The following is a 21,993-nucleotide window of genomic DNA, read 5'->3' as shown; positions in this document are numbered from 1 at the left end:
ACTCCCTGGGCCTGTGGGGGGCGATTCGTTCCTCATGAACGAGAGTCGGCACTCTGGATTTCATTTGGCCAGGGGATCTGTCCTACGTATGTAGCGGAAACGAGGGACACAACCTGCCATAAAAACAACGTCATTAATTCGACGTTTCTGAGAGGTGATTCCGCCTACGAAAAGCGATGTAAAATATTTATTAGTTATTAAGTTATTGATATTTAAAATAAAATATTCATTCGTGAAGCGGCGTCTGAAAAGCTGGTAGCGAGTAGATGTAGCCAATTTCCTACAGGGCTTTAATCGTTTCAGCAATGAACCTTCAGTCAACCCGGATCCATCCGTTTGGATGTCCGGGTTTAGGGTGACAGACAGCTCGCGACCTCCAATGCTCAAATCCGGCAATTTCGCCGTTGACGGGCTCCCCGCGCGGCCAGTGCCTGATACCCATGAGAAGGATCTTATGCAGCATTTTCCCAGCCTGCCGGCCAGCTTTCCCCTCACCGCTGCCCAACAGGACATCTGGCTCGACCAACTGCGGGCGGGCGATTCGCCGCTGTATAACATCGGCGGTTACGTCGACTTCGAAGGCTCGGTGGACCGTGAATTGATTCAGCGTGCTGTCGAGCAACTGGTGGCCAGGCACGATGCGCTGCGCACCCAGTTGCACAGTGACGCCGACGGCTTGCCTCGACAAACCTTTGCCCCTGGGTTGTCGACGCAAGTGGCACTGCACGATTTCAGCGCGCTGCCCGACCCCGAGGTCGCGAGCCAGGCCTTGATGCACGCGCAGATGGCCCTGCCTTATCAGATGGAAGGCGCGCCGCTGTTCCGTTTCTTCCTGGTCAAACTCGACGACAACCACTACCGCCTCGGCACCCAGGCCCATCATGTGATCCTCGACGGCTGGGGCTTTGGCCAGATGCTGCAATCCCTGGCGCACCTGTACACCGCGCTGGAGCAAGGCCGGCCACCGGAGCCGCCGGCACCGTCCTATGTCGAATTCATCGACGCCGACCAGCGCTATCACGCCTCGGCACGCTTCGCCCGCGACCGCGCCTATTGGTTGGACAGATACCCGGTATTACCGGAGCCGCTGCTCACGCCCCGGCACAACGCCAAGGCCGGCAGCAACACCCTGGTGCAAGGCTTTCCGATGGCCTTGCTCACCCGCATGGAACAGGTGGGCAACCATTACCAGGCCTCGGCGTTTCATGTGCTGCTGGCGGCGCTGTATGTGTATTTCACCCGCACCGCCCAGCGTCAGGATTGGGTGGTGGGCCTGCCGATACTCAACCGCTCCAACGCGCGGTTTCGGGCGACTGTGGGGCTGTTTGCCCAGGTCAGTGCCGTGCAGTTGCAGTTCGATGAACAGTTGCCGTTCGGTGCCCTGGTGCGCGGGGTGCGCGACCGGCTCAAGGAGGATATGCGCCACCAGCGTTTCCCCTTGAGCGAGATGAACCGTGAACTGGGCTTGCACCGTTCGCAGCGCGGCCAACTCTTTGAGGTGTCGGTGTCCTTCGAACAGGACGACCATGAGCTGCGCTACGGCGCCACCCAGGCCCGTGCGATCAAAGTCTCCAACCTCCACGAACCGCTGCCGTTGGCCATCCACCTGCGCAGTAACCGTCACCAGGGCACCGCGTGCCTGCATTGCGTGTACAACGAGGCATACTTCCAGCACGACGAAGTGCGCGCATTGGCGCAGCGGCTGAGCGGATTGCTGGAGCAGGGGCTGGAGAATAGCGCGTTGCAGATTGGCGCGTTCTCCCTGGTCACGCCTGCCGAACAGGCCCAGTTGCAACGGTGGAACGCTACCGTCCAGCCCAGCGCGCAGCCACACACCCTGCACGGGCGGATCGAAGCCCAGGCACTACGCACGCCGGATGCGGTCGCTGCGATTTACCAGAATCGCCAGCTGACTTACGCCCAGCTCAACCAGCAGGCCAATGCCCTGGCCCATCAACTGATCGCGCACGGTGTTCGCCCGGATGATCGCGTGGCTGTACTGGCCCGGCGCGGGTTGGAGACCCTGGCAGGGCTGCTGGGGATTCTCAAGTCCGGCGCCTGCTATGTGCCGATCGACCCGGCCCACCCCGCCGAACGCTTGAACTACCTGCTGCAGGACAGCGCGCCGGTGGCGGTGTTGACCCAGCAGGCGCTGTTGCCACGCCTGCCGGCGTTGGCGATACCGGTGATTGCGCTGGATCGGCCGGTTGTTCGCCCTGGCAGCAACCCTGGCGTGAGGGTCGAACCGTCGAACCTCGCCTACGTGATTTACACCTCCGGCTCCACCGGCTTGCCTAAAGGTGTGATGGTCGAGCACCACAGCGTCGTCAACCTGGTGGATTGGCACTGCCAGGCCTTTAACCTGCACGCGGGCAGCCATACCGCCAGCGTTGCCGGATTTGGCTTCGACGCGATGGCCTGGGAGGTCTGGCCGGCGTTATGCGTGGGCGCGACCTTGCATCTGCCACCGGCTCACGACGGCGCGGAAGACATTGACGCGCTGCTCGGTTGGTGGCGCGAGCAGCCGTTGGATGTGTGCTTCCTGCCGACGCCCGTGGCCGAATACGCCTTCAGCCAGGACCTGGTTCACCCCACCCTGCATACCTTGCTGATCGGCGGTGACCGTCTGCGCAGCTTCACCCGTGCGCAACCCTTTGCGGTGATCAACAACTACGGCCCCACCGAAGCCACGGTAGTCGCCACCTCCGGCCGCGTCGACGTGGGCCGGCCGTTGCACATCGGCGCGCCCGTCGCAAATGCCACGGTGTACCTGTTGGATGCGCAGCAACGGCCGGTGCCCATCGGCGTGGTGGGGGAGGTGTACGTCGGCGGCAAAGGCGTGGCACGGGGTTACCTGAACCGCCCGGACCTGAGCGCCGAACGCTTTCTCGACAACCCCTTCGCGCCGGGGCGCATGTACCGCACCGGCGACCTGGCGCGCTGGTTGCCCGAGGGCCAGCTGGAGTACCTGGGCCGCAATGATGACCAGGTCAAAATCCGTGGCGTGCGCATCGAACTGGGTGAAATCGAAGCCGCCCTGGCCACCCACCCGGATGTTCAGGAGGCCGTGGTGCTGTCTCGCCAGGGGCAATTGTTCGCCTGGTTCATTCCACGCCAGGCCGTGGCCATCGACACCCTGCGCACCCATCTGCAAGCCTCGTTGTCCGACTACATGCTGCCAGCGGCGTACATGCCACTGCAGGCGTGGCCCCTGACTGCCAACGGCAAGCTCGACCGCAAGGCCCTGCCGGCGCCGACCCAGGCGGCGTTCGTGACGCGCGTGTTCGAAGCGCCGCGAGAGGGGGCGGAAACGCTGCTGGCGCAGATCTGGGCCGAGCTGTTGCAGGTGGAGCAGGTGGGGCGCCACGATCATTTCTTCGAACTGGGCGGGCATTCCTTATTGGCGGTGCACCTGGTGCAGCGCATGCGCCAGGCCGGCTTGCACGCAGATGTGCAGGTGCTGTTCGGCCAGCCGACACTGGCGGCCCTGGCCGCGGTGAGTACCGGCAGCGACATAGATGTGCCGGCCAATCGCATACCGGCGCAGTGCAGCCATATCACCCCGGACCTGCTGGCCCTGGCCGAGCTGGATCAGGCCGGTATTGATCGCATCGTTGCCGACATTCCCGGCGGTGCGGCCAACGTGCAGGAGATCTACCCCCTGGCGCCGTTGCAGGAAGGCTTGCTCTACCACCATCTCACTGACGACCACGACCCGTACCAGCAACAGGCGCTGTTCAGCTTCGAACAGCGCGAGCAACTGGACGCCTTTGCCCATGCCCTGCAACAGGTGATCGACCGCCACGACATCCTGCGCACCAGCCTGGCCTGGGAGGCACTGGAGCAGCCGATGCAGGTGGTGTGGCGCGAGGCGCGCCTGCCCGTGCTTCCCTGGAACGAAGGCGCTGCGCCGCTGGATCTGCGCCAGGCACCGTTGATGGCGCTGGAGTATGCCGAAGAACCCGCGCGATGGGTCGCCCGGCTGCGCTTTCATCACCTGGTGAACGACGCGACGTCGACCACGATTCTGATGCAGGAAATCCGCGCTCATCTGCTCGGCCAACAGGGGCAATTACCGGTGCCGGTGCCTTACCGCAATGCGCTGGCGCAGTCTCGTTCAACGACGCGTCAGGCCGCCCACGAGGCGTTCTTTCGCGAGCAGTTGGGGGATCTCGACGAGCCGACCCTGGCCTTCGGCGTGCAGGCGCGCCAGGCCAACCGGGCGGACACCGAAGAAGCGGTCCGCACCCTGGACGCCGCCCTCACGCTGCGCTTGCGTGCCCAGGCGCGTGGCGTGGGCGTCAGCGCGGCCAGCCTGTTTCACCTGGCCTGGGCCCAAGTCCTCAGCCGCGTGGCGGGCCGCGATGACGGGGTGTTCGGCACCGTCCTGCTCGGCCGTTTACAGGCCGGCGAGGGCGCCGACCGCGCCTTGGGCATGTTCATCAACACCCTGCCACTGCGCCTGCACCTGGCCGGACGCAACGTGACCGATGCGCTGCGCGACACCCATGCCCGTCTCAGCGCGTTGCTCGCCCATGAGCAGGCGTCGCTGGCTTTGGCGCAGCGCTGCTGCAGCGTGGCGCCGCTGTTCAACAGCCTGTTGAATTACCGGCACACCGACGCCGAGCGTGACTTCAACCTGGTGCCGGGCATTGCTCTGGTCAGCGCCGAAGACGTCCTCAGTTATCCGTTGATGCTCACCGTGGACGACAGCCCCGGTGCTTTTCAGCTCAAGGCCAAGGCCCCGCGCAAGGTAGGCGCCGAGCGCGTGCTGGACTACCTGGAAACCACCCTGGTCAACCTGGCGGATGGGTTGGAAAACGCCCCGCACATGCCGTTGCGTGAGGTGCAGGTGCTGCCCGCCAGCGAACTGCACACCCTGCTGCAGGCTTTCAACGCCACCGCAATTGATTACCCCGCAAGCCTCACCGTCCAGGCGCTCTTTGAGGCCCAGGCGCGGCGCGTTCCCCATGGCGTGGCCGTGCAGGCCGGGGCGTTGCAGCTGACTTACCAGGAACTGAACGAGCGCGCCAACCGGCTGGCTTACCACCTGCGCGAACGCGGTGTGCAGCCGGACGCTCGCGTGGCGCTGTGCGTCGAACGCGGTCTGGACCTGGTGGTGGGATTGTTGGCCATCCTCAAGGCGGGCGGCGCCTATGTGCCGTTGGACCCCGGCTACCCCCGCGAACGCCTCGCGTACATGCTTCAGGACAGCCAGCCTGTCGCGCTGCTGGTTCACGCGGCCACCCGCGACTTGCCGGGGGAGGTGGCAATTCCGGTGATCGACTTCGACCACTGCGCCTGGCATCACGCGCCGGATGGCAACCCGTCGGTGCCGGGGCTGACCGTCGCCAACCTGGCTTACGTGATGTACACCTCCGGCTCCACCGGTAGGCCCAAAGGCGTGATGATCGAGCATCGTGGCCTGGGCAACCTCATGCACTGGGGCTCTCGGCTATGCCCCAACGCCGAGGGCGGTGCGTTGTTGCAACGAGCGCCGTTCAGCTTCGACGGCTCGGTCTGGGAGCTGTTCTGGCCGCTCGCCAGCGGCATGCGCCTGGTCCTTGCGCGGCCTGATGGGCATCGCGAGCCGGCTTACCTGGCGCAAGTGATTCGCGAGCAGCAGATCAGCGTGATCAAATTCGTACCGGCGATGTTGCAGCAGTTCCTCGAACTGCCAGAGTCCGCCCTGTGCACCAGCCTCACCGACGTGCTGTGCGGCGGCGGCGAACTCACCGAGGCCCTGGCCCGTGGCGTGCAGGCGCGCTTGCCCAAGGTGCGCTTGCATAACGTCTACGGCCCCACTGAAGCCACGGTGGACAGCAGCGCCTGGACCCTGGAACCGGGCGCACCGGTGCCCGCGTTGCAACTGCCGATTGGCCGGGCCATCAACAACACCCGCCTGTATGTGTTGGACGAACATGATGCGCCGGTGCCCATAGGCGTCAGCGGCCAGCTGCATATCGGCGGTGTCGGCGTGGCCCGGGGCTATCTGGGATTGCCGCAGATGACGGCCGAGCGCTTTATCGACAGCCCGTTCGTGGCTGGCGACCGGCTGTATCGCACGGGGGATCTGGTGCGCTACCTCCCGGACGGCAACCTGGAGTTCCTCGGGCGCAATGACTTCCAGGTCAAATTGCGCGGCGTGCGCCTGGAACTGGGAGAAATTGAATCGCGCCTGCTCGCGCATCCGGCCTTGCGTGAGGTGGCGGTGCTGATCCGCGATGAGCGTCTGCTCGCGTACTTCACCCTTCGCGGCCCGGCGCCGAGCCTGGAAGACCTGCGTGCTCACGTGCTGGAGCAGTTGCCGGAATACATGGTGCCGGCAGCCTTCGTGCAGTTGAAGGTGTTGCCCCTCAACCCCGCCGGCAAACTCGACCGCAAGGCATTGCCGGAGCCGGGGCTGGCGGCGGTGCTTAGCCGTGGCTACGAAGCGCCGGTCGGCGAAGTGGAAGCATTGATGGCCGGTATTTGGGCTGAGGTCTTGAGGCTGGAACGGGTAGGGCGCCACGACCACTTCTTCGAATTGGGCGGGCATTCCCTGCTGGCGGTGAACCTGGTGGCGCGAATGCGCAAGGCCGGGCTGGAGGTGGACGCGCGAAGCGTGTTCAGCCACCCGACGTTGGCCCAGCTTGCGGTGCGTACAGTGACGCAGGTGAAGCGGGTGGACGTACCCGACACTGCGATCCCTCAACTTAATCGCCGCCGGAGGATTTGAAAGCGGCAATGCGGTCATTGCAGGAACTGGCTGTCAGCAGGTCGATTACCGATTGGAAGAGGAGGGGACTGTCTTCGTCTGGGCGATCCAGCCTACGACGTACTGGAAGGTTCTCATCGAAGCAGTGAACGTCAATCTCACCTGTTACGGAACCATTTCTTTGCGTTCACCAATAAGGTTCCGTGCCCCGGTATGCGTTAAGAGCACCGTGTTGGCGCAATTTAATGTTGATAAAAAAGGTGTATATGACTCTTTCTATTGGTAACTCCGTTTCTCAATCCTCCCCTTACGCAGCAGCTGCTGTCTCAGGTGAGAAGATGCCAGGCCTGCCGACCCGTGACGAGCGTAGGCCGGAGGGTGATCAGCGCAACGCTCAGCAAATCCAATACGATAACCCTATCCTGAACCGGACAATTTTGTCGGGAAGCGACGATGCAACCCCTAATGGGCGAGAGAGCCGAGATAGGCTGACCAACAATCTGAAGCAACAGGTAGGCGACTTTACCTCTGACAACCAAGACCCTGAGTCTCGTGCCGATGCGAATTATCGCTTGGCGCATGCGGTCAACTACATTGATAGCGATCCGAGTCTATCCAGGCATCAGAGCAGGTCGCCAGGTGATGGAACTCTGGATCAGAAATCCGAGGTAGACCGCTTGGTTACCTTCAGCAAGGAAGGTTATTCCGCCCTGAATCAAAAATAATCGGGTTTTACTGGCGGTTGTATCCGCTGCCCACGTCGCTCACCTACGGTCGGCGTGGTCTCGGGATAAACGCCACACTCCCATCCTCACGCTTCTGAAACAACCGCTCGCCGTTGGCCGGCTGGGTGCTGATCACCTGATGATCCGCACCCAGGAATGCCAGCGGCGTCGGGTCATCCTTGGAAAACTGCGCGACGATGATCGTACGTTGCGGGTCGAAGGCCTGGCCGCTGGTTTTTTCCAGCCAGGCCATGAAGGCGGCGGTGTGACCCTGGCGGGGAAAGTCCTGGGTCTCGGCGATGTAGTAGAACGGCTTGCCGCCATTTTGCAGGTACATCGGCAGTTTGTTATCGACCTCTACCAGCACCATCTGCCATTGATTCCAGGGCGCGCTTTTCACGGCCTCGGCTTGCACCTCTTCGGCGAAGCGGGTCACGCCGCCGTCGCCGTTGGACCAGGGATAGGCCACGCCGAGGATCAACAGCATGAGTGCGGCAGCGATCCCCAGAGCCTTCTGCCAGCGCGGCCAGCTGGCGGGCTTTTTCAACATGCGTTCACTCAGCCACCACGCCGCCAGCAACTGGGCATACGGCACCAGCGGCAGCACGTAGTAGCTGCGCCGGCTGCCGCTGGCGGTAAAGAACACAAACAGCAGGCCCAGGCCCCACACCAGCCAACGCACGTTCGGCGGGGTGTGGCGCCAGTGCCGCACGGCCAGCCACAGGCCCAGCAGCCAGCACGGCGTCCAGGGCAGGGTGTAGGCGGGCAGGTAGATCAGGTAGGTGTAGATCGGCCCCATATGGTCGAACGGGTCGAAGAAACGCACCACGTTTTCCCGGAATACCAAGGCCAGGCCGCTCGCGCCATAGGTCGGGGCGCCGTAGACGTGCGACAGCACGAAGGGCACGGCGTACACCGCGGCGGCGATCAGCACGGCCAGCAGCAGGCGCAGGTTGAGGTGGCGCTTGTAGCGCTGTTCGCCGAGCAGGTGCGGCAACAGCACCAGACCGGGCAGCACGAAGCCGATCAGGCCTTTGAACAACGACGTCAGGGCCAGCAACAGGAAAAACACCGTGTAGCGCCACAGCCGTGTGTCGTCGGGGCCGCGCCAATACCAGGCGACGGCCGCCAGCACGCCGCACACGGTGAGCACATCCGCCGTGGCCACGCGGGCCCAGAACAGGAAGTAGAACGTGGTGGCGAGCATCCAGCCGGCGATCAGCCCGGTGCCCTTGCGGAACAGGCGTTCGCCGATCAGGTACACCAGCCACACACTCAACCACGCGCCGATCACCGATGGCAGGCGCAACGACCAGGGGCCGAGGCCCCCCACCAGGTGGGCCGCGCCGGTGATCAGCCAGTAGGAGGGTAGGGGTTTGTCGTAATAGGGCACGCCCTTGAGGTACGGGTCGAAATAATCGCCGCTCTGCAGCATCTGCAAGGCGATATTCGCCCAGCGGGTTTCCGGGCCCCACAGGTCACGCGCGCCCAGGCCGGTGAGCAGCAGCAGGGCCGAGACGCCGAGCAATAGCAGCAGGGCGCCGCGTTCGGTCTTGAAATAACCCGGCATCATGGCGCCTGTGGGTAGAGGATAAGTTCCAGGTAGCCCTTGTAGTAGCGTTTGCCTCCGGGCGGCAATTGCCCGGCCTCGCGCATTTCACTGGTGCTGTTGACCCGCAGCAGCACGCCGACCGAGCCGTGCTGGCGCGCCTCTTTGAGCCAGCCCTGAACCTGTTCCAGCTCCACTTTGCGTGTGACCGCACCGGCGTACCGCAAGCCGTAGCGCAACTCGCCTTCGGTGTCATACAGCGCCACGTCGGGTCGTTGCAGGCGCCAGGCCAAGGCGCTGGCGCTCTCCAGTTCATTGCTCAGCAGCGCGTGCGTTTGCTGCAACTCATCCAGATGCTCCAGCACAAATTGATCGGGCATTTCGTTATCCGCGATCTGCGCCGGCATGCTCGCCGGCAGCAGGATCACCAGCAAGCCGATGCCCAGGGCCGGCATTGCCCACAACGTCAGCGGACGCAAGGCCTGCAGCAGGTTGGCAAGTATCCAGCCCAGCAGCACGATAAACGCCAGGGACAGGCTGAACATCTCGGCATGGCTGTTGCTGTACAGCGGCCGGGCGATTTGCAGGTAGATCAGCCCGACCATGGCGGCCATGCCGATCACGAAGTTGAGCAGGCCATTGAGGCGCAGGGTGCGGGTTTTGCCCTGGCTGACCAGCTCGCTCAGGGTATGCCCCATCAGCAACGCCAGGGGCAGCAGGCACGGCATGATGTAGGTCGGCAGCTTGCCGTTGCTCAGGCTGAACAAGCCCAGGGGCAGCAGCAACCACAGGGCCAGGAAGGCGATTGCCGGTTGGCGCTTTTCTTTCCAGGCCTGGTACAGGGTGTTGGGCAGCAGCCCGGCCCACGGCAGGCAAGCCACCGCCATGATCGGCAGGAAGAACCACCAAGGCCGCACGTGTTGCGCGTTGTCGGCGCTGAAGCGGCGGATGTGTTCATTCCAGAAAAAGAAGCGCCAGAAATCCGGTTCCTGAGTGTGGATCGCCAGCACCCAGGGCAAACACACCAGCACAGCCACGCCGATGGCCAGCGGGCCATACCGCAGCAACTCGCCCAGGCGCCGCTGCCAGAGCATATAGGGCACGGCAATCAGCACCGGCAGCGCCCACGCCAGGAAACCCTTGGTCATGAACCCCATGGCACAGGCAAAACCCAACACGGCCCAAGCGCCTAGGCGGTTGCGCAGGGTGCTGCTGTCGAGGGCAAACCACAGCGCCACCAGGCTCAGGTTGACCCACAAGGTGAATTGCGGATCGAGGTTGGAATACCCCGCTTGCCCGGCCACCAGGCCAAAGCTCAGGTAGAGCAGGGCGCAGGCGAAGCTTTTGCGCGGGTCGTTCCACAGGCGACGGGCGATCAGGTAAGCGAGCAGCACGCTCAAGCCGGTGGTCAGGGCCGAGGCGATGCGCACGCCGAACAGGTTCTGGCCAAACACGGCCTGGCCCAGGGCGATCAGCCAGTAACCGGCGGCCGGTTTTTCGAAATAGCGGATGCCCATGAAATGCGGTGCCACCCAGTTGCCGCTCAGGAGCATCTCCTGGCTGATCTGGGCGTAGCGGGTTTCATCCGGTATCCACAAACCGTGCAGGCCCAGTGGCAACAGATAAAACGCGACGAAGGCCAGCAAGAGTACCGGCAGGGGTTTCAGGCGAGTCATGAAAACGTCGCTCCTTGACGTCTGATGGTGGTTTTTTCAACTAATGAAGTAATGGCGAAAGTCGTCACAGCGGTCACTAAATAACAGGAAATAGTCATAACGACCTTAATTAAGGACGCAACTAAACATGCCAGAACAGGGCTGTCTTTTTGCTGAACATAAGCCGTAGCGGCGGGAAGGGAATGACTTAGATTTGTTTAAGCGCGGCAGGCCAGTCCTGGTTTTTCATGATGCCCAGGGCCTTGAACTTGCCGTTGGCCAGCACCTGCACGAACAGCGCGCTGCCGTACTCGGAAAACGTGGCGTGGGGGAAGCCCAGGGCGGTTTCAAAGTCGGCGATGCAACCGCTGTGGGTGACGAATACGAGGTTGCGTCCAGCCTGTTTGTGGCTGAGCAGTTCTTCGCCCATGGCCTTGCCGCAGACGGCTTGTTCGCTGGAGGTCATGTCGGTTTTGCCGAACATGAAACGCGAGGTCTGGGCCGTGCGAATGGCGGGGCTTGAGAGTACGTCGGTGCCGTCCATACCCATGGATTTAAAGGCTTTTCCCAGGTTTTCGGCGTGTTGGCTGCCGTTGATCGTCACGCCTTCCACCGGGCCCAGGCACGGGTTGCTCGAACGGTCGCAGCGCTCTTCATGACGCACCAGTACGATCAGGTCGCCGTCGCGCCACAGCGGCAGCACCTGGGAGGTCAACAGGCGGTTGCCCACGCCAAGGTCCCGCGGGGAAGTCGGCCAGAACAGCGCGCAAGTGAGCAGCACGGCGAGCACGGCAAGTCCGAGCCAAAGCGGTTTGAGGCGCTTGAAAAAGGCTCGGCGCGAGCGTGGTTTAATCAGGGTAAGGTCAACCACTACATTCACCATGGTCACTATCGGCTGTGTTGTATTAATTAGGCGCAACTTGTCGGCAAGTGCCCGAAGTGAAGCGCGAGGCTGTCACAGGGTGGCTGTCTTTTCGCTGAACATGCTGCGGTTAGAAGTTGCCAGGCGTGACAACTAAAAAGTTGCCGACGAGTGACGCATGGCCGGCAATTTAAAGTGCGGTGGGTGGGCGGCCGGTGAAAAGCATGTGAAAAATTTGCATGGCCTTGATCCTCAGCCGTTATTCTCGATTGCCAGCCATCCGATGAGTGCTCCCATGTTGCAGGTGCAAGGTGTCTTCAAAAGCTACGCCACCCCCCAAGGCCCGTTGGCGGTGTTGGCGGGGGTCGACTTGCACCTGGGAGCGCGCAGCAGCCTGGCGTTGATGGGTGAGTCCGGCAGCGGCAAGAGCACGCTGCTGCACTTGGTTGCCGGGCTTGATCGGGTGGACGGCGGCAGCATCCTGGTAGGTGAGCAGCGCCTTGACCGCATGAGCGAGGCGCAACTGGCCCACTGGCGGCGTACCGAAATCGGCCTGGTGTTCCAGCAGTTCAACCTGATCGGCAGCTTGCGCGTCGACGACAACCTGGCGTTCCAGGCCCGCCTGGCGGGGCGTTTTGATCCGCAGTGGCAGGCGCAATTGGTCGAACGCCTGGGCCTGGGGGACTTGCTCAAGCGTTACCCGGAACAACTCTCGGGCGGCCAGCAGCAACGGGTGGCGGTGGGGCGGGCGTTGGCCTCGCGCCCAGGTTTACTGTTGGCCGACGAGCCCACCGGCAACCTCGACGAAGCCACCAGCGACGAGGTGCTGCAACTGCTGCTGGACCTGCTGCGCGACAGCCCCACCAGCCTGTTGATGGTCACCCACAGCCCACGCATCGCCGCCCGCCTGGACCGGCAAGTGGTGCTGCATCACGGACAGGTCATGCCGACGTGAGGGTGTTCTACTGGACCTTGCGTGCCTTGCTCAGCCATTGGCGACGCCATCCGGTGCAGTTCTTCAGCGTGCTTACCGGCCTGTGGCTGGCCACCGCGCTGCTGACCGGGGTGCAGGCCCTTAACAGCCAGGCCCGCGACAGCTACGCGCGCGCCAGCCAATTGATCGGCGGCGAACCCCAGGCCAGCCTCAGTGCGTCGGACGCTGCCAGTTTCGCGCAAACGCGCTTTGCCGAACTGCGTCGCGCCGGGTGGCCGGTGTCGCCGGTGGTGCAGGGGCGGCTGCAACTCAAGGGGCATGAGGACGTGCGCCTGCAATTGATGGGCATCGAACCACTGTCGTTGCCCGGCAGCGGCGTGGTGGCGGGGCAGCGCCTGAGCCAGGCGCAGATGCTGGCCTTCTTTGAACCGCCGGGGCGTACCTGGATTGCACCGCACACCTTGCAGGCCCTGGGGCTGCGCGAGGGCCAGCAACCGCTCACGCTGACTGGGCAGCGCCTGCCGCCGTTGCAGGTCCAGGCGGATATGGCGCCCGGCCTGTTGCTCACCGATATCGGGTTTGCCCAGGCGCTGCTGGAGATGCCCGGCCAGCTCTCACGCCTGCTGGTGGACAAGGCCTTCGCCGCTCGCCATCCCACACCGCCCGCCGGGCTGCAGCTCAAGCAGGGCGAGGAGAATAACCTCGCGCGGCTGACCGAGAGCTTTCACCTGAACCTTGATGCGTTGGGCTTCCTGTCGTTTGTGGTGGGGCTGTTTATCGTGCACGCGGCCATCGGCCTGGCCCTGGAGCAGCGGCGCGGGTTGTTGCGCACGTTGCGCGCCTGTGGGGTGAGTGCGCGGATGTTGATCCTCGGCCTGGGGGTGGAGCTGGGGGCGTTGTCGCTGTTGGGGGGCGTGCTCGGCGTCGCCAGTGGTTACCTGCTGGCCAGCCTGTTGCTGCCGGATGTGGCCGCCAGCCTGCGTGGCTTGTATGGCGCCGAGGTGCCGGGCCAATTGAGCTTGAGTCCCAGGTGGTGGGCGGCAGGGTTGGGCTTGAGCCTGCTCGGCGCCTTGCTTGCCGGCGCCAGCAGCCTGTGGCGCGCGGCGCGTCTGCCGTTGCTGGCGCTGGCCAACGCCCAGGCCTGGCACGAGGCCCATGGGCGCTGGTTGCGGCGCCAGGGCTGGGTCGCGGCTACGGCCTTGCTGATCGCGTTGTGGGCGTTATGGCTGGGCGACAGCCTGGCGGCGGGCTTTGTGTTGATGGCGGCCTTGCTGCTCGGCGCCGCCCTGGGGTTGCCGGTCGTGCTCAATGGGCTGTTGAAGGCCGTATTGGGGCGCAGCCGTTCGGTCCTCGGCCAATGGTTCCTGGCTGACTGCCGCCAACAATTGCCGGCCCTGAGCCTGGCATTGATGGCGCTGCTGTTGGCCCTGGCCGCGAATATCGGCGCGGGCTCCATGACCTCGGGCTTTCGTCACACGTTCAATAACTGGCTGGAGCAACGCCTTACCGCCGAGCTGTACCTCAACCCGCAAACCCCGGCCCAGGCAGAGCAACTCAGCGCCTGGCTGGCGCAGCAACCGTTGGTGCAAACCGTGTTGCCCACCTGGCAGGTCGCGGTGCAATTGCAGGGCTGGCCGGCGGATCTGTTTGGCGTGGTCGACGACCAGACCTATCGCCAGCACTGGCCGTTGCTGGAAGCGGCGAGGGCGCCGTGGGACCAGTTGCAGCAAGGCGATACCCTGATGCTCAGCGAACAGCTGGCGCGGCGGCTGGGGGTTACGCTGGGTGATACGGTGAGCATTCCCACGCCCCAGGGGGTGTGGTCGCCCACCGTAGTGGGGGTGTACGCCGATTACGGCAACCCCAAGGGCCACGTGCTGGTCAATTCCCGGCACCTGCTGGCCCACTGGCCGACACTGACGCCGGCGCGATTCAACCTGCGGGTATTGCCGGAAAACGTGGCGCCGCTGGTGGCTGAAGTGCAGCGCGCCTTTGCCCTGGAAGACAGCCGTATCGTCGATCAACAGCAACTCAAGGGCTGGTCGAGCCAGGTGTTCGAGCGCACCTTCGCCGCCACCGCCGCGCTCAACAGCCTGACCTTGGGCGTGGCCGGCGTAGCGCTGTTTATCAGCCTGCTGACCCAGAGCCAGAGCCGCCTCGGTCAACTCGCCCCGCTGTGGGCATTGGGGGTGACGCGCAGGCAATTGATGCTGCTGAACCTGGGGCAAACCTGGCTGCTGGCGGTGCTCACGCTGCTGCTGGCATTGCCCCTGGGGCTGTTGCTGGCGTGGTGCCTGGACGCGGTGATCAACGTGCAGGCCTTTGGCTGGCGCCTGCCGTTGCAAGTGTTCCCGTGGCAGCTCGCACAATTGCTGGGGCTGGCGCTGCTGGCCACGTTGTTGGCGTCGGCCTGGCCGCTGTGGCAGCTGTACCGCAGCCGTCCGGCGGATTTGTTGAGGACATTTGCCCATGAAGATTAGGGCGTTGATGTGTGCGTTATTACTGCTGGCGGCCTGCGACAAAGTCCCCGCGCCCCAGGAAAGCTTCGCCGGCCTGGGCAGTGATGCGGCCGACTTTGCCCAGGTGCTGCCCGGCAGGGTCTTCAGCTTTCCCGAGGACCATGGCCCCCACCATGGCTTTCGGATCGAGTGGTGGTACGTCACCGCCAACCTCAAGGACGCCCAGGGCAATGTGTTCGGCGTGCAATGGACGCTGTTTCGCAACGCCCTCAAGGCCGGGCCGACGCAAGCGGGCTGGCACGACTCGACCGTATGGCTTGGCCACGCCGCCGTCACCTCCGCCACCCGCCACTACGCCGCTGAACGCTTCGCCCGCGGCGGCGTCGGCCAGGCCGGGGCGCAGGCAACGCCGTTCAACGCCTGGATCGACGACTGGAATTTCGCCAGCCAGCCCGGCGCCGCGAGCGCGTTGGCGGACATGCAACTCAAGGCCAGCGGTGCGCAATTTGCCTACGACCTGCGCCTCACCTCCAGCCGGCCATTGGTGTTGCAAGGCGACAACGGCTACAGCCGCAAATCCGATCAGGGCCAGGCGTCGTACTACTACAGCCAGCCCTTTTTTACCGCCGAAGGCAGCGTCAGCATCGACGGTCAGACGTATCAGGTCAGCGGCCCGGCCTGGCTCGACCGCGAATGGAGCAGCCAACCGCTGACCGCCAGCCAGACCGGCTGGGACTGGTTCTCCCTGCACCTGGACCGTGGCGAGCAGTTGATGCTGTTTCGGGTGCGGCAAACCGACGGCGCGTCCTACCTCACCGGCACCTGGATCGACCGCGAAGGCCACACCCAGACCCTGCACAACGCCGATATCCAACTGGCACCGCTGGACACCACGACGATCGACGGTCGCCAGATTCCCACACGCTGGTCGCTGAAAATTCCCGGCAAGCAGCTGGATATCACCACCCAGGCCGTCAACCCGACCGCCTGGATGAACCTGAGTATTCCGTACTGGGAAGGGCCGGTGCGGTTTGAGGGTGGGGTGGGGTACCTGGAGATGACCGGATATTAGGGTTGTTTCTGTAGGTGCTGTTTCTTCGTTAAGTAGGCAACTTCCCAAATGCAATTCAGATCACCTGCGCTTGTGTTCGGGGCGTAGGTGCTTGCTTATATTTCGACGCCATATTCTTTGCATCTCGGATGTAGGGCATGGCGCAGAGCTATATCAACGACCGCGCAACGGACTACAACAGCTTGAAATCCCGCCTGATGGGCACTGCCCCGAGCCGTCAACGTCTTGACCATTTTGATGTGTTGAACCGACACCTGCGCCCCGGCCTGGTCGCGCCGGGGCAACTGGTGATTATTCCCGATCCCTACAGCGTGAGCTGTTCGAGCGAGGAAGCCTGGTTGATGCGTCATGCTGAAGAGGTTCGGCGCAACCTGGAAATGAATACTTCGGCGGGCAGGGAGTTGCTCGGCAACTATGACTTGCTGCAGAGCTTCATGGCCTACGGTTCTATTGGGATCGGCAGCGCGACATCGGCCTGGTCACGGCATCTGGAGGAGGTGGCGCAGACCCTGGAGGACATCGAGCGGTTGCATCAGCGCTTGAAGGACGGTGCGTTGGACCGGGATGGCTTTATCAAACAGCGCCAGGCGTTGTTCCGGCGCCTGGATCTGCAACTGCAAGGCGCGGCACGGTTCGGCACGGGGTTGCAGGGCAATGAGTCGTTGAAGAAGGTGCTGGGGATTTCGACCAAAAGCTATCTGCATAAAGGCGAGATTGCGGGGTATGCACAGCGCATGCGCGAGATTGCGCAGATGTCCAAGTGGCTGGGTAACGGGACTTTCATTGGGATCGCGCTGGACGTGGGCGTGACGGGGATGGAGATCAAGGAGGCGTGTGTGACGGGACGGGAGGCGCAGTGCAGGAGGGCGAAGTATGTGGAGACGGGGAGGTTGGTGGGGGGAGTGGCTGGGGCTGCTGGAGCTGGGGGATTAGGCGCTGAACTGACTCGTCGCGCATGCACCATTTTTTTAGGTGTGGCGACTAGGGGAAGTGGCGCACTCACCTGTGGAGTTATCGGTGGGGCTGCGGGAGGGTATATAGGCGGCAGTAAAGGCGGCGATGCTGGGGCGTTCCTGGGCGGAAGGATCATAGAGATTGATGGTGATTTGATATTTCATCCAGAAGGCGCTTAACGATGTCGTTTTTTCTCGTCTACACCCTTGTGATGATCATTGGAACGTTCGTTGTTTTGGGCCTGATTCTATATGCCGGGCATACAAAGCTCGACGAGCTGGAAAGTTATTTCAGTGAAAACGCGCAGGTTCGTAAATATTGGCAACGCTGGGAACGAAACCAGCAGCTCAATCGGGGTAATCGCATGGCGCTGTTGATTGACATCCTTCGCACACCAAAACGCTCCGTGAAAGACGGTCTTGTGACCGAGGTAGAGCTAGCCGCCATCCCCCTTGCCCTCAAGCGTTGGGCCGTATGGCCTTATCGGCTTGTGATGTTTTGGGCTGTCAGTTGGGGCTTTTGGGGTACTTGGCTCTAAAGGAAGCCAGCTTTTTCCTAAACGTATTTTTCCTTAAAGCCACATTTTCCTGAAAAAATACTGTACATCCATCCAGTCTTATCCTACATTCCATCCCAGGTGACCGGATGTCACCTGACCTTCAGTTTTTAACTATGGATGGATAAAAAATGAAATCGAAAAAAGCCTTTATGCTCGGCGCGGCCATGGCGGCCACCTGCTTTGTCTCGGCCTTTGCCCTCGCTGAACAATACCCTCACCTGGCTGCGCAAGCGGCGCCTCCTGCGGTCAAGCAAGGCTTGAAAAGCGCTGCGAAGATCAAGGCCAACAAGGCGACGGCTGCGCTCAAGCAGCAATTGCTGGCGGGTGCCCAGCAGAAGAAAACCCTGTTTGCCCCCAAGGCGAAGGCTGACTCGGTGGTGGAAGACAACACTGCGCCGGCCAGGGTGACCAAGCTGCAGAAAACCACGGCCCAGTCGGCGCCTGCTGTACAGGCTGCGCTGGTCCAGGGCTGTGAGCAGACGCTGGACATCAACTCGCTCTACACGATCGATGGGGTGCAAACCGGCGACCTGCTGTGCTACCACTTCAACCTGCCGCAGAAGGCGCGGATCAATGTTCTGCTGGTCAACCAGACCGCAGGCACCGACATGTCGTTGTCGCTGTTCCAGGACGATGGCCAGGGCAATCCGCTGCCCCTGGGCACCTCCAATAACCCCGGCACGGGCGATGAAAGCCTTGGCGGCGTGGTGCCGGCCGGTGATTACTACTGGTTCATGGAAGCCAACGCTGCGGTCCAGGGCTCGAGCTTTCAGTTCGGTGTGGCGGTCGATACCAACCTTGATGCGTTCGAACCCAATGACACCCCGGACACGGCTTTCCAACTGCCGGACACCCTCAACTACATCAACGGCAACGCCGACAGCCTGGATGATGTCGATTACTTCGATTTCACCGCCGTCCGTGGCCAGAGTGTGGGTATTGCGCTGACGGCCGATGCGACCAGTGGCAGCACGCGCAACAAGTGGATCCTCGAGCGTTTCGATGGCGCCCAGTGGGTCACCGTGGGGGCCAACGTCGTGTCGACCTCGATCCCGAGCCCGGGTGTCGGTGGCGTGGTCAAGGTGCGTGTGCGGCCGAACCAGCACCCGAACGAGCCGTGGAGCGCGACCGGCAAGTACAACTTGTCGTTCGGTTCCAACCCGCGGGTCAACAGCCCGGATGTGAAGGGCGAGGCGAACGTGTTGCGCATTCCGTATTCGGCTTCCGGCGTGGGCTACGGCTACATGACCACCCAAGCCTATCGCGACCTGACCTGGACCATGGGCCTGTCGGACAGCACCGGTGCACCGTTGGTGGGCCTGCACCCGATCGTCTATCTCGACCAGCGGATCGACCCGGCCAACGGCGATATCGTCTACAAGGCGTATTCGGCGGCGACCGACAGTGCGGGCCAAGCGGCGGGCACGATCAACGTGGGCACCTGCTTCGGTGATTTCCAGACCACCTTTGTCGATTACGCCCAGGGCTACAACAACACCTGGCGTACCGACTTCAACTACGGCGTGTGGCGCATGGAAGTACTGGAATACCCGGGTATCGGCGTCGGTGGTGACAACACCGAGTTCGTCAGCTTCGGCCACCTGTGCAAACAGACCTTGCTGAGCAGCACCAAGAGCTGAACATGAGTGACCCGTAGTACCCAGGGCATACAGGCCAGGCGCCTGTATGCCCTGTTTGCGTTATTGCGCCAACGCCAGCTTCAACGGCAAGCGCGCCATGCTCGTATTCTTCAATGAGCCCAGGTACAGCCAGTCGCCATATTCCCGGGCCGTGGTGATGGGCGAGTAATTGCCGGCGCTGCCATCCTGCAAATTGGCGATGACCTTGCCATCGGTATCCAGCCCCAGCACGAAGGCTTTGCGCTCAATGGGCTTGGGCACCACCATCAGCGCACGCACCATCACCTTGCGCAGCAAGGGGTAGCCGGCAAAGCTGTCCAGCAGCGGGTTGCGTGGTGAGTACAGCGCCACCCAGAAACGGTCCTGGCCGTTGAAACTGAGGTTGTCCGGCAGGCCGGGCAGGTTGTCGATAAACAAGTCGTGGTTGCCCGCACGTTCGCCCTTGAGCCAGTAGCGGCTGATGCGATACGCCCCGGTTTCATTGACCAGCAGGTAATTTTCATCGGGGCCGAGGGCCACGCCGTTGGCGAATTGCAGTTGGTCCAGCAACACCTCGGTGGTGCCGTTGCGAAAGTCATAGCGCAGCAGGCGACCATCGCCGCCATGCTCGATCACCGCCTCGCCATCCTGGCCATAACCCCAGCGGCTCGAAGCATCGCTGAAGTACGCATAGCGCCCGCCGGCATCGATGGTCACGTCATTGGTAAAGCCAAAGGGGACGCCATTGGCGCTGGCGCTCAGGACGGTCAGTTGGCGCTGGGGATCCAGCGCGAGCAAGCCCTTGACCCCGTCTGCAATGATCAAGCGCCCGTCCGGGTGCAGCGCCATGCCCAGCGGCCGACCACCGGTGTTGGCCAGCACTTCCAGAGTGGGGCTGTCGGGCGACGTGCGGATGATGCGGCCGTCATGCAGCCCGCTGATCAGAAGCCCCTGGGCATCGAGCAGCAAGGCCTCGGGGCCGGCGATGCCCTGGGCGCCGATTTTCTGCACAGCCTTGAGGCGTTGGTTGTCGGCATAGGCGCCTTCCTTCATCGATGGCGCCTTGGGTGGAGCCCAGTTCACCGGTTGCACTTTGGTCGGCATCAACAGCAGGAAAGCGATCACCGCCAGCAGCAGCACAAACAGCAGATGACGCATTTTCTTTCGACGGGTACTCATGACGATTCCTGGTTGTCGTTGGGGTTCGGTTCCCAGTACAGGGTGCCGAACAGGTAATCCATCAGCGGGAGGACGATATTGAAATTGCGCCCCTGCATCAGCTCGCGGCGGTGATGCAGGGCGTGCAGTCGGTGCATCTGGCGAATCCACGGCAGGCGCGCCAGCGGGTGGTCGGCGGGCAAGTGCTCGCAGGCGTGGAACACTTCGTAGAGCAGGTAACCGAGGATCATGCTCCCGGCGAACAGCCCGGCGACATTGGCGTTCAGGTGCTGGAGCAACCACCAGGCGGGGAGGGTGATGACCAGGCTGTGCAGCACGATCAGCCACGCCGGAAAGAGAATGACCCGCCAGTCTCGCGGGCTGTCGTAGGTCATGTGGCCGGGGGTAAAGAAGCTGTGGTGATCACCGGTGTGGCGCGCATAGAACAGGCGGGCCAAGGCGTGTTTGTGATGGCCGAGGTGGCGATGCACCAGGTAGATACAGAGGTTGAAGAACACCAGGGTCAGCGGCACGGTCAGCCACTCGAACGGCGTCACTCGGTGGGTGGAGGCCCCGGCCAGGCCGATGCAGCACACGCCATAGCCGAGCACAAAGCCGGCGTGCAGCCAGGGGTTGTAATGGGGGCTGACCTCGGCGCGGTAGCGGCTGCGAAACGTCTCGGTGGGGTGGACCATGGCGGGCTGCTCAGGTTTTTTTGTTGGAGACTGAGCTTAGTTGGTACACGGGAATCTGCGAGTTTTGCGCACTGCACCGGTGAAGGGATTCAGATCAACGGGTCCCAGCGCTGCGACCAGTCACTCTCGGCCTTGACCACTTCACGCAGCAGCCCCAGGGCCTGTTGCAACACCGCCGAATCCCGTGCCCGCGAGTACACCAGGAACGTCGGGAAGCTGAACTCCGGGGCCTTGGGCACGCGCTGCATCACGCCGCTGTCCAGGTAGCTCTGTACCACCCGCGTGCGGAAATAGCCGGCGCCGCCGTTCTCGAGGATGTACTGCAATGCCAGCGGTCCGAGGTTGAAACTCACCGCCGCGCGAGCCCTGTCGGGCAGGGCCGCGTCGTGCTGCTGGCGGAAACCCGGGCCCCAATCGATGTAGACGTACGGGGCCGGTTTGCTCGTCAATTGCACCAGGATCAGTTTTTCTTCCAGCACCTGCTCCACCTGCAACCCCGGCCAGTACTGCGGCTGGAACACCAGCGCCGCATCGAGTACACCGAGCTCCAGCTGCCGCAGCAGGTATTCACCTTCACGCACTTCGGTGCGCAGGGCATGCCCGGGGATCTGTTCGCGCAGGGCCCGGGCCCAACCGAGCATCAGCGGGTTGCACAGGCTGACTTCACCGCCGATATGCAGCACATTGCGATAGCCATCGGGCAGAGGCAGGTCGCGCCGCGCGGCTTCCCAGGCTTGCAGCAACTGGTTGGCGTACACCACAAACGCCTCGCCGTCGGCGGTCAGGCGAGCACCGGCACGGTTGCGCACGAACAGCGTACTGCCCAGTTGGCTTTCCAGGTTTTTAACGCGTGCGGTGATGGCGGTCTGGGTGACGTGCAGTTTCTCGGCGGCGGCGGCCAGGCTGCCGCAGCGGGTGATTTCCAGGAAAGTGCGTGCCAGTTCGATGTCCATGAAGCCCCCAGGGATGAATGGGGGACATTGTAGAGGCAGGGGATTGGAGTGCGCTCAGAAAATGTGGGAGAGGCAAGTCGAATCGTCGCACCACCCCTCCCA

Annotated in this window: 14 protein-coding genes; 8 read left to right on the top strand and 6 right to left on the bottom strand. The window is 63.0% G+C overall.

What is annotated here, in order from left to right; genetic code table 11:
- Positions 1-454 precede the first annotated feature (454 nt).
- Positions 455-6,718 (top strand): amino acid adenylation domain-containing protein, encoded by a 6,264-nt coding sequence (locus AC07OT_RS18685; RefSeq protein WP_495108733.1) that lies wholly within the window; start codon positions 455-457, stop codon positions 6,716-6,718.
- A gap of 245 nt (positions 6,719-6,963) precedes the next feature.
- The gene (locus AC07OT_RS18680; protein WP_147296022.1) at positions 6,964-7,422 is read left to right on the top strand and encodes a hypothetical protein; all 459 of its coding nucleotides are present in this window, start codon (positions 6,964-6,966) and stop codon (positions 7,420-7,422) included.
- Positions 7,423-7,465: 43 nt separating this feature from the next.
- On the opposite strand, the gene AC07OT_RS18675 is transcribed toward AC07OT_RS18680, so the two are convergent.
- The 3 genes from AC07OT_RS18675 to pmrG all read right to left on the bottom strand — a co-directional run bounded on the left by AC07OT_RS18675 (position 7,466) and on the right by pmrG (position 11,509).
- On the bottom strand, positions 7,466-8,992 hold the full coding sequence (locus AC07OT_RS18675; RefSeq protein ID WP_495108732.1) for an ArnT family glycosyltransferase: 1,527 nt from the start codon (positions 8,990-8,992) through the stop codon (positions 7,466-7,468).
- Positions 8,992-10,647, bottom strand: coding sequence for a lipid IV(A) 4-amino-4-deoxy-L-arabinosyltransferase (arnT, locus tag AC07OT_RS18670; protein ID WP_495108731.1), 1,656 nt, complete (start codon positions 10,645-10,647; stop codon positions 8,992-8,994). The genes AC07OT_RS18675 and arnT overlap by 1 nt, the downstream gene beginning before the upstream one ends.
- 187 nt (positions 10,648-10,834) lie before the next feature.
- A complete protein-coding gene (gene pmrG / locus AC07OT_RS18665) occupies positions 10,835-11,509 on the bottom strand; it encodes a lipopolysaccharide core heptose(II)-phosphate phosphatase PmrG (RefSeq protein ID WP_253491351.1) in 675 nt (224 codons plus the stop codon).
- A gap of 274 nt (positions 11,510-11,783) precedes the next feature.
- Here pmrG and AC07OT_RS18660 point away from each other — a divergent pair, with 274 nt between their 5' ends.
- The 6 genes from AC07OT_RS18660 to AC07OT_RS18635 all read left to right on the top strand — a co-directional run bounded on the left by AC07OT_RS18660 (position 11,784) and on the right by AC07OT_RS18635 (position 19,106).
- Positions 11,784-12,443 (top strand): ABC transporter ATP-binding protein, encoded by a 660-nt coding sequence (locus AC07OT_RS18660; protein ID WP_065940224.1) that lies wholly within the window; start codon positions 11,784-11,786, stop codon positions 12,441-12,443.
- Positions 12,440-14,902, top strand: coding sequence for an ABC transporter permease (locus AC07OT_RS18655; protein WP_495108730.1), 2,463 nt, complete (start codon positions 12,440-12,442; stop codon positions 14,900-14,902). The genes AC07OT_RS18660 and AC07OT_RS18655 overlap by 4 nt, the downstream gene beginning before the upstream one ends.
- Positions 14,892-15,953 (top strand): lipocalin-like domain-containing protein, encoded by a 1,062-nt coding sequence (locus AC07OT_RS18650; protein ID WP_495108729.1) that lies wholly within the window; start codon positions 14,892-14,894, stop codon positions 15,951-15,953. The genes AC07OT_RS18655 and AC07OT_RS18650 overlap by 11 nt, the downstream gene beginning before the upstream one ends.
- A 137-nt stretch (positions 15,954-16,090) precedes the next feature.
- Positions 16,091-17,086: a hypothetical protein gene (locus AC07OT_RS18645; protein ID WP_495108728.1), complete on the top strand. Its 996-nt coding sequence runs from the start codon at positions 16,091-16,093 to the stop codon at positions 17,084-17,086.
- Between the two features lie 2 nt (positions 17,087-17,088).
- Positions 17,089-17,445, top strand: coding sequence for a hypothetical protein (locus AC07OT_RS18640; RefSeq protein WP_495108727.1), 357 nt, complete (start codon positions 17,089-17,091; stop codon positions 17,443-17,445).
- A gap of 149 nt (positions 17,446-17,594) precedes the next feature.
- Positions 17,595-19,106, top strand: coding sequence for a hypothetical protein (locus tag AC07OT_RS18635; protein ID WP_495108726.1), 1,512 nt, complete (start codon positions 17,595-17,597; stop codon positions 19,104-19,106).
- Positions 19,107-19,166: 60 nt separating this feature from the next.
- On the opposite strand, the gene AC07OT_RS18630 is transcribed toward AC07OT_RS18635, so the two are convergent.
- The 3 genes from AC07OT_RS18630 to AC07OT_RS18620 form a co-directional block, all read right to left on the bottom strand.
- The gene (locus AC07OT_RS18630) at positions 19,167-20,264 is read right to left on the bottom strand and encodes an SMP-30/gluconolactonase/LRE family protein (protein WP_065948440.1); all 1,098 of its coding nucleotides are present in this window, start codon (positions 20,262-20,264) and stop codon (positions 19,167-19,169) included.
- On the bottom strand, positions 20,261-20,938 hold the full coding sequence (locus tag AC07OT_RS18625; RefSeq protein ID WP_027606158.1) for a sterol desaturase family protein: 678 nt from the start codon (positions 20,936-20,938) through the stop codon (positions 20,261-20,263). Before AC07OT_RS18625 ends, AC07OT_RS18630 begins: the two co-directional genes overlap by 4 nt.
- Positions 20,939-21,027: 89 nt before the next feature.
- On the bottom strand, positions 21,028-21,891 hold the full coding sequence (locus tag AC07OT_RS18620; RefSeq protein ID WP_495108725.1) for a LysR family transcriptional regulator: 864 nt from the start codon (positions 21,889-21,891) through the stop codon (positions 21,028-21,030).
- Positions 21,892-21,993: the final 102 nt, after the last annotated feature.

This window comes from Pseudomonas sp. GW821-FHT09C10 (assembly GCF_059418085.1).
This window is presented reverse-complemented; position numbering and strand designations above follow the sequence as displayed.

Excerpts from the sequence above, each read along its gene's own strand:
- AC07OT_RS18685 (WP_495108733.1), top strand. The coding sequence starts at position 455 with ATGCAGCATTTTCCCAGCCTGCCGGCCAGCTTTCCCCTCACCGCTGCC.
- AC07OT_RS18680 (WP_147296022.1), top strand. The coding sequence starts at position 6,964 with ATGACTCTTTCTATTGGTAACTCCGTTTCTCAATCCTCCCCTTACGCA.
- AC07OT_RS18675 (WP_495108732.1), bottom strand. The coding sequence starts at position 8,992 with ATGCCGGGTTATTTCAAGACCGAACGCGGCGCCCTGCTGCTATTGCTC.
- arnT (WP_495108731.1), bottom strand. The coding sequence starts at position 10,647 with ATGACTCGCCTGAAACCCCTGCCGGTACTCTTGCTGGCCTTCGTCGCG.
- pmrG (WP_253491351.1), bottom strand. The coding sequence starts at position 11,509 with ATGGTGAATGTAGTGGTTGACCTTACCCTGATTAAACCACGCTCGCGC.
- AC07OT_RS18660 (WP_065940224.1), top strand. The coding sequence starts at position 11,784 with ATGTTGCAGGTGCAAGGTGTCTTCAAAAGCTACGCCACCCCCCAAGGC.
- AC07OT_RS18650 (WP_495108729.1), top strand. The coding sequence starts at position 14,892 with ATGAAGATTAGGGCGTTGATGTGTGCGTTATTACTGCTGGCGGCCTGC.
- AC07OT_RS18645 (WP_495108728.1), top strand. The coding sequence starts at position 16,091 with ATGGCGCAGAGCTATATCAACGACCGCGCAACGGACTACAACAGCTTG.
- AC07OT_RS18640 (WP_495108727.1), top strand. The coding sequence starts at position 17,089 with ATGTCGTTTTTTCTCGTCTACACCCTTGTGATGATCATTGGAACGTTC.
- AC07OT_RS18635 (WP_495108726.1), top strand. The coding sequence starts at position 17,595 with ATGAAATCGAAAAAAGCCTTTATGCTCGGCGCGGCCATGGCGGCCACC.
- AC07OT_RS18630 (WP_065948440.1), bottom strand. The coding sequence starts at position 20,264 with ATGAGTACCCGTCGAAAGAAAATGCGTCATCTGCTGTTTGTGCTGCTG.
- AC07OT_RS18625 (WP_027606158.1), bottom strand. The coding sequence starts at position 20,938 with ATGGTCCACCCCACCGAGACGTTTCGCAGCCGCTACCGCGCCGAGGTC.
- AC07OT_RS18620 (WP_495108725.1), bottom strand. The coding sequence starts at position 21,891 with ATGGACATCGAACTGGCACGCACTTTCCTGGAAATCACCCGCTGCGGC.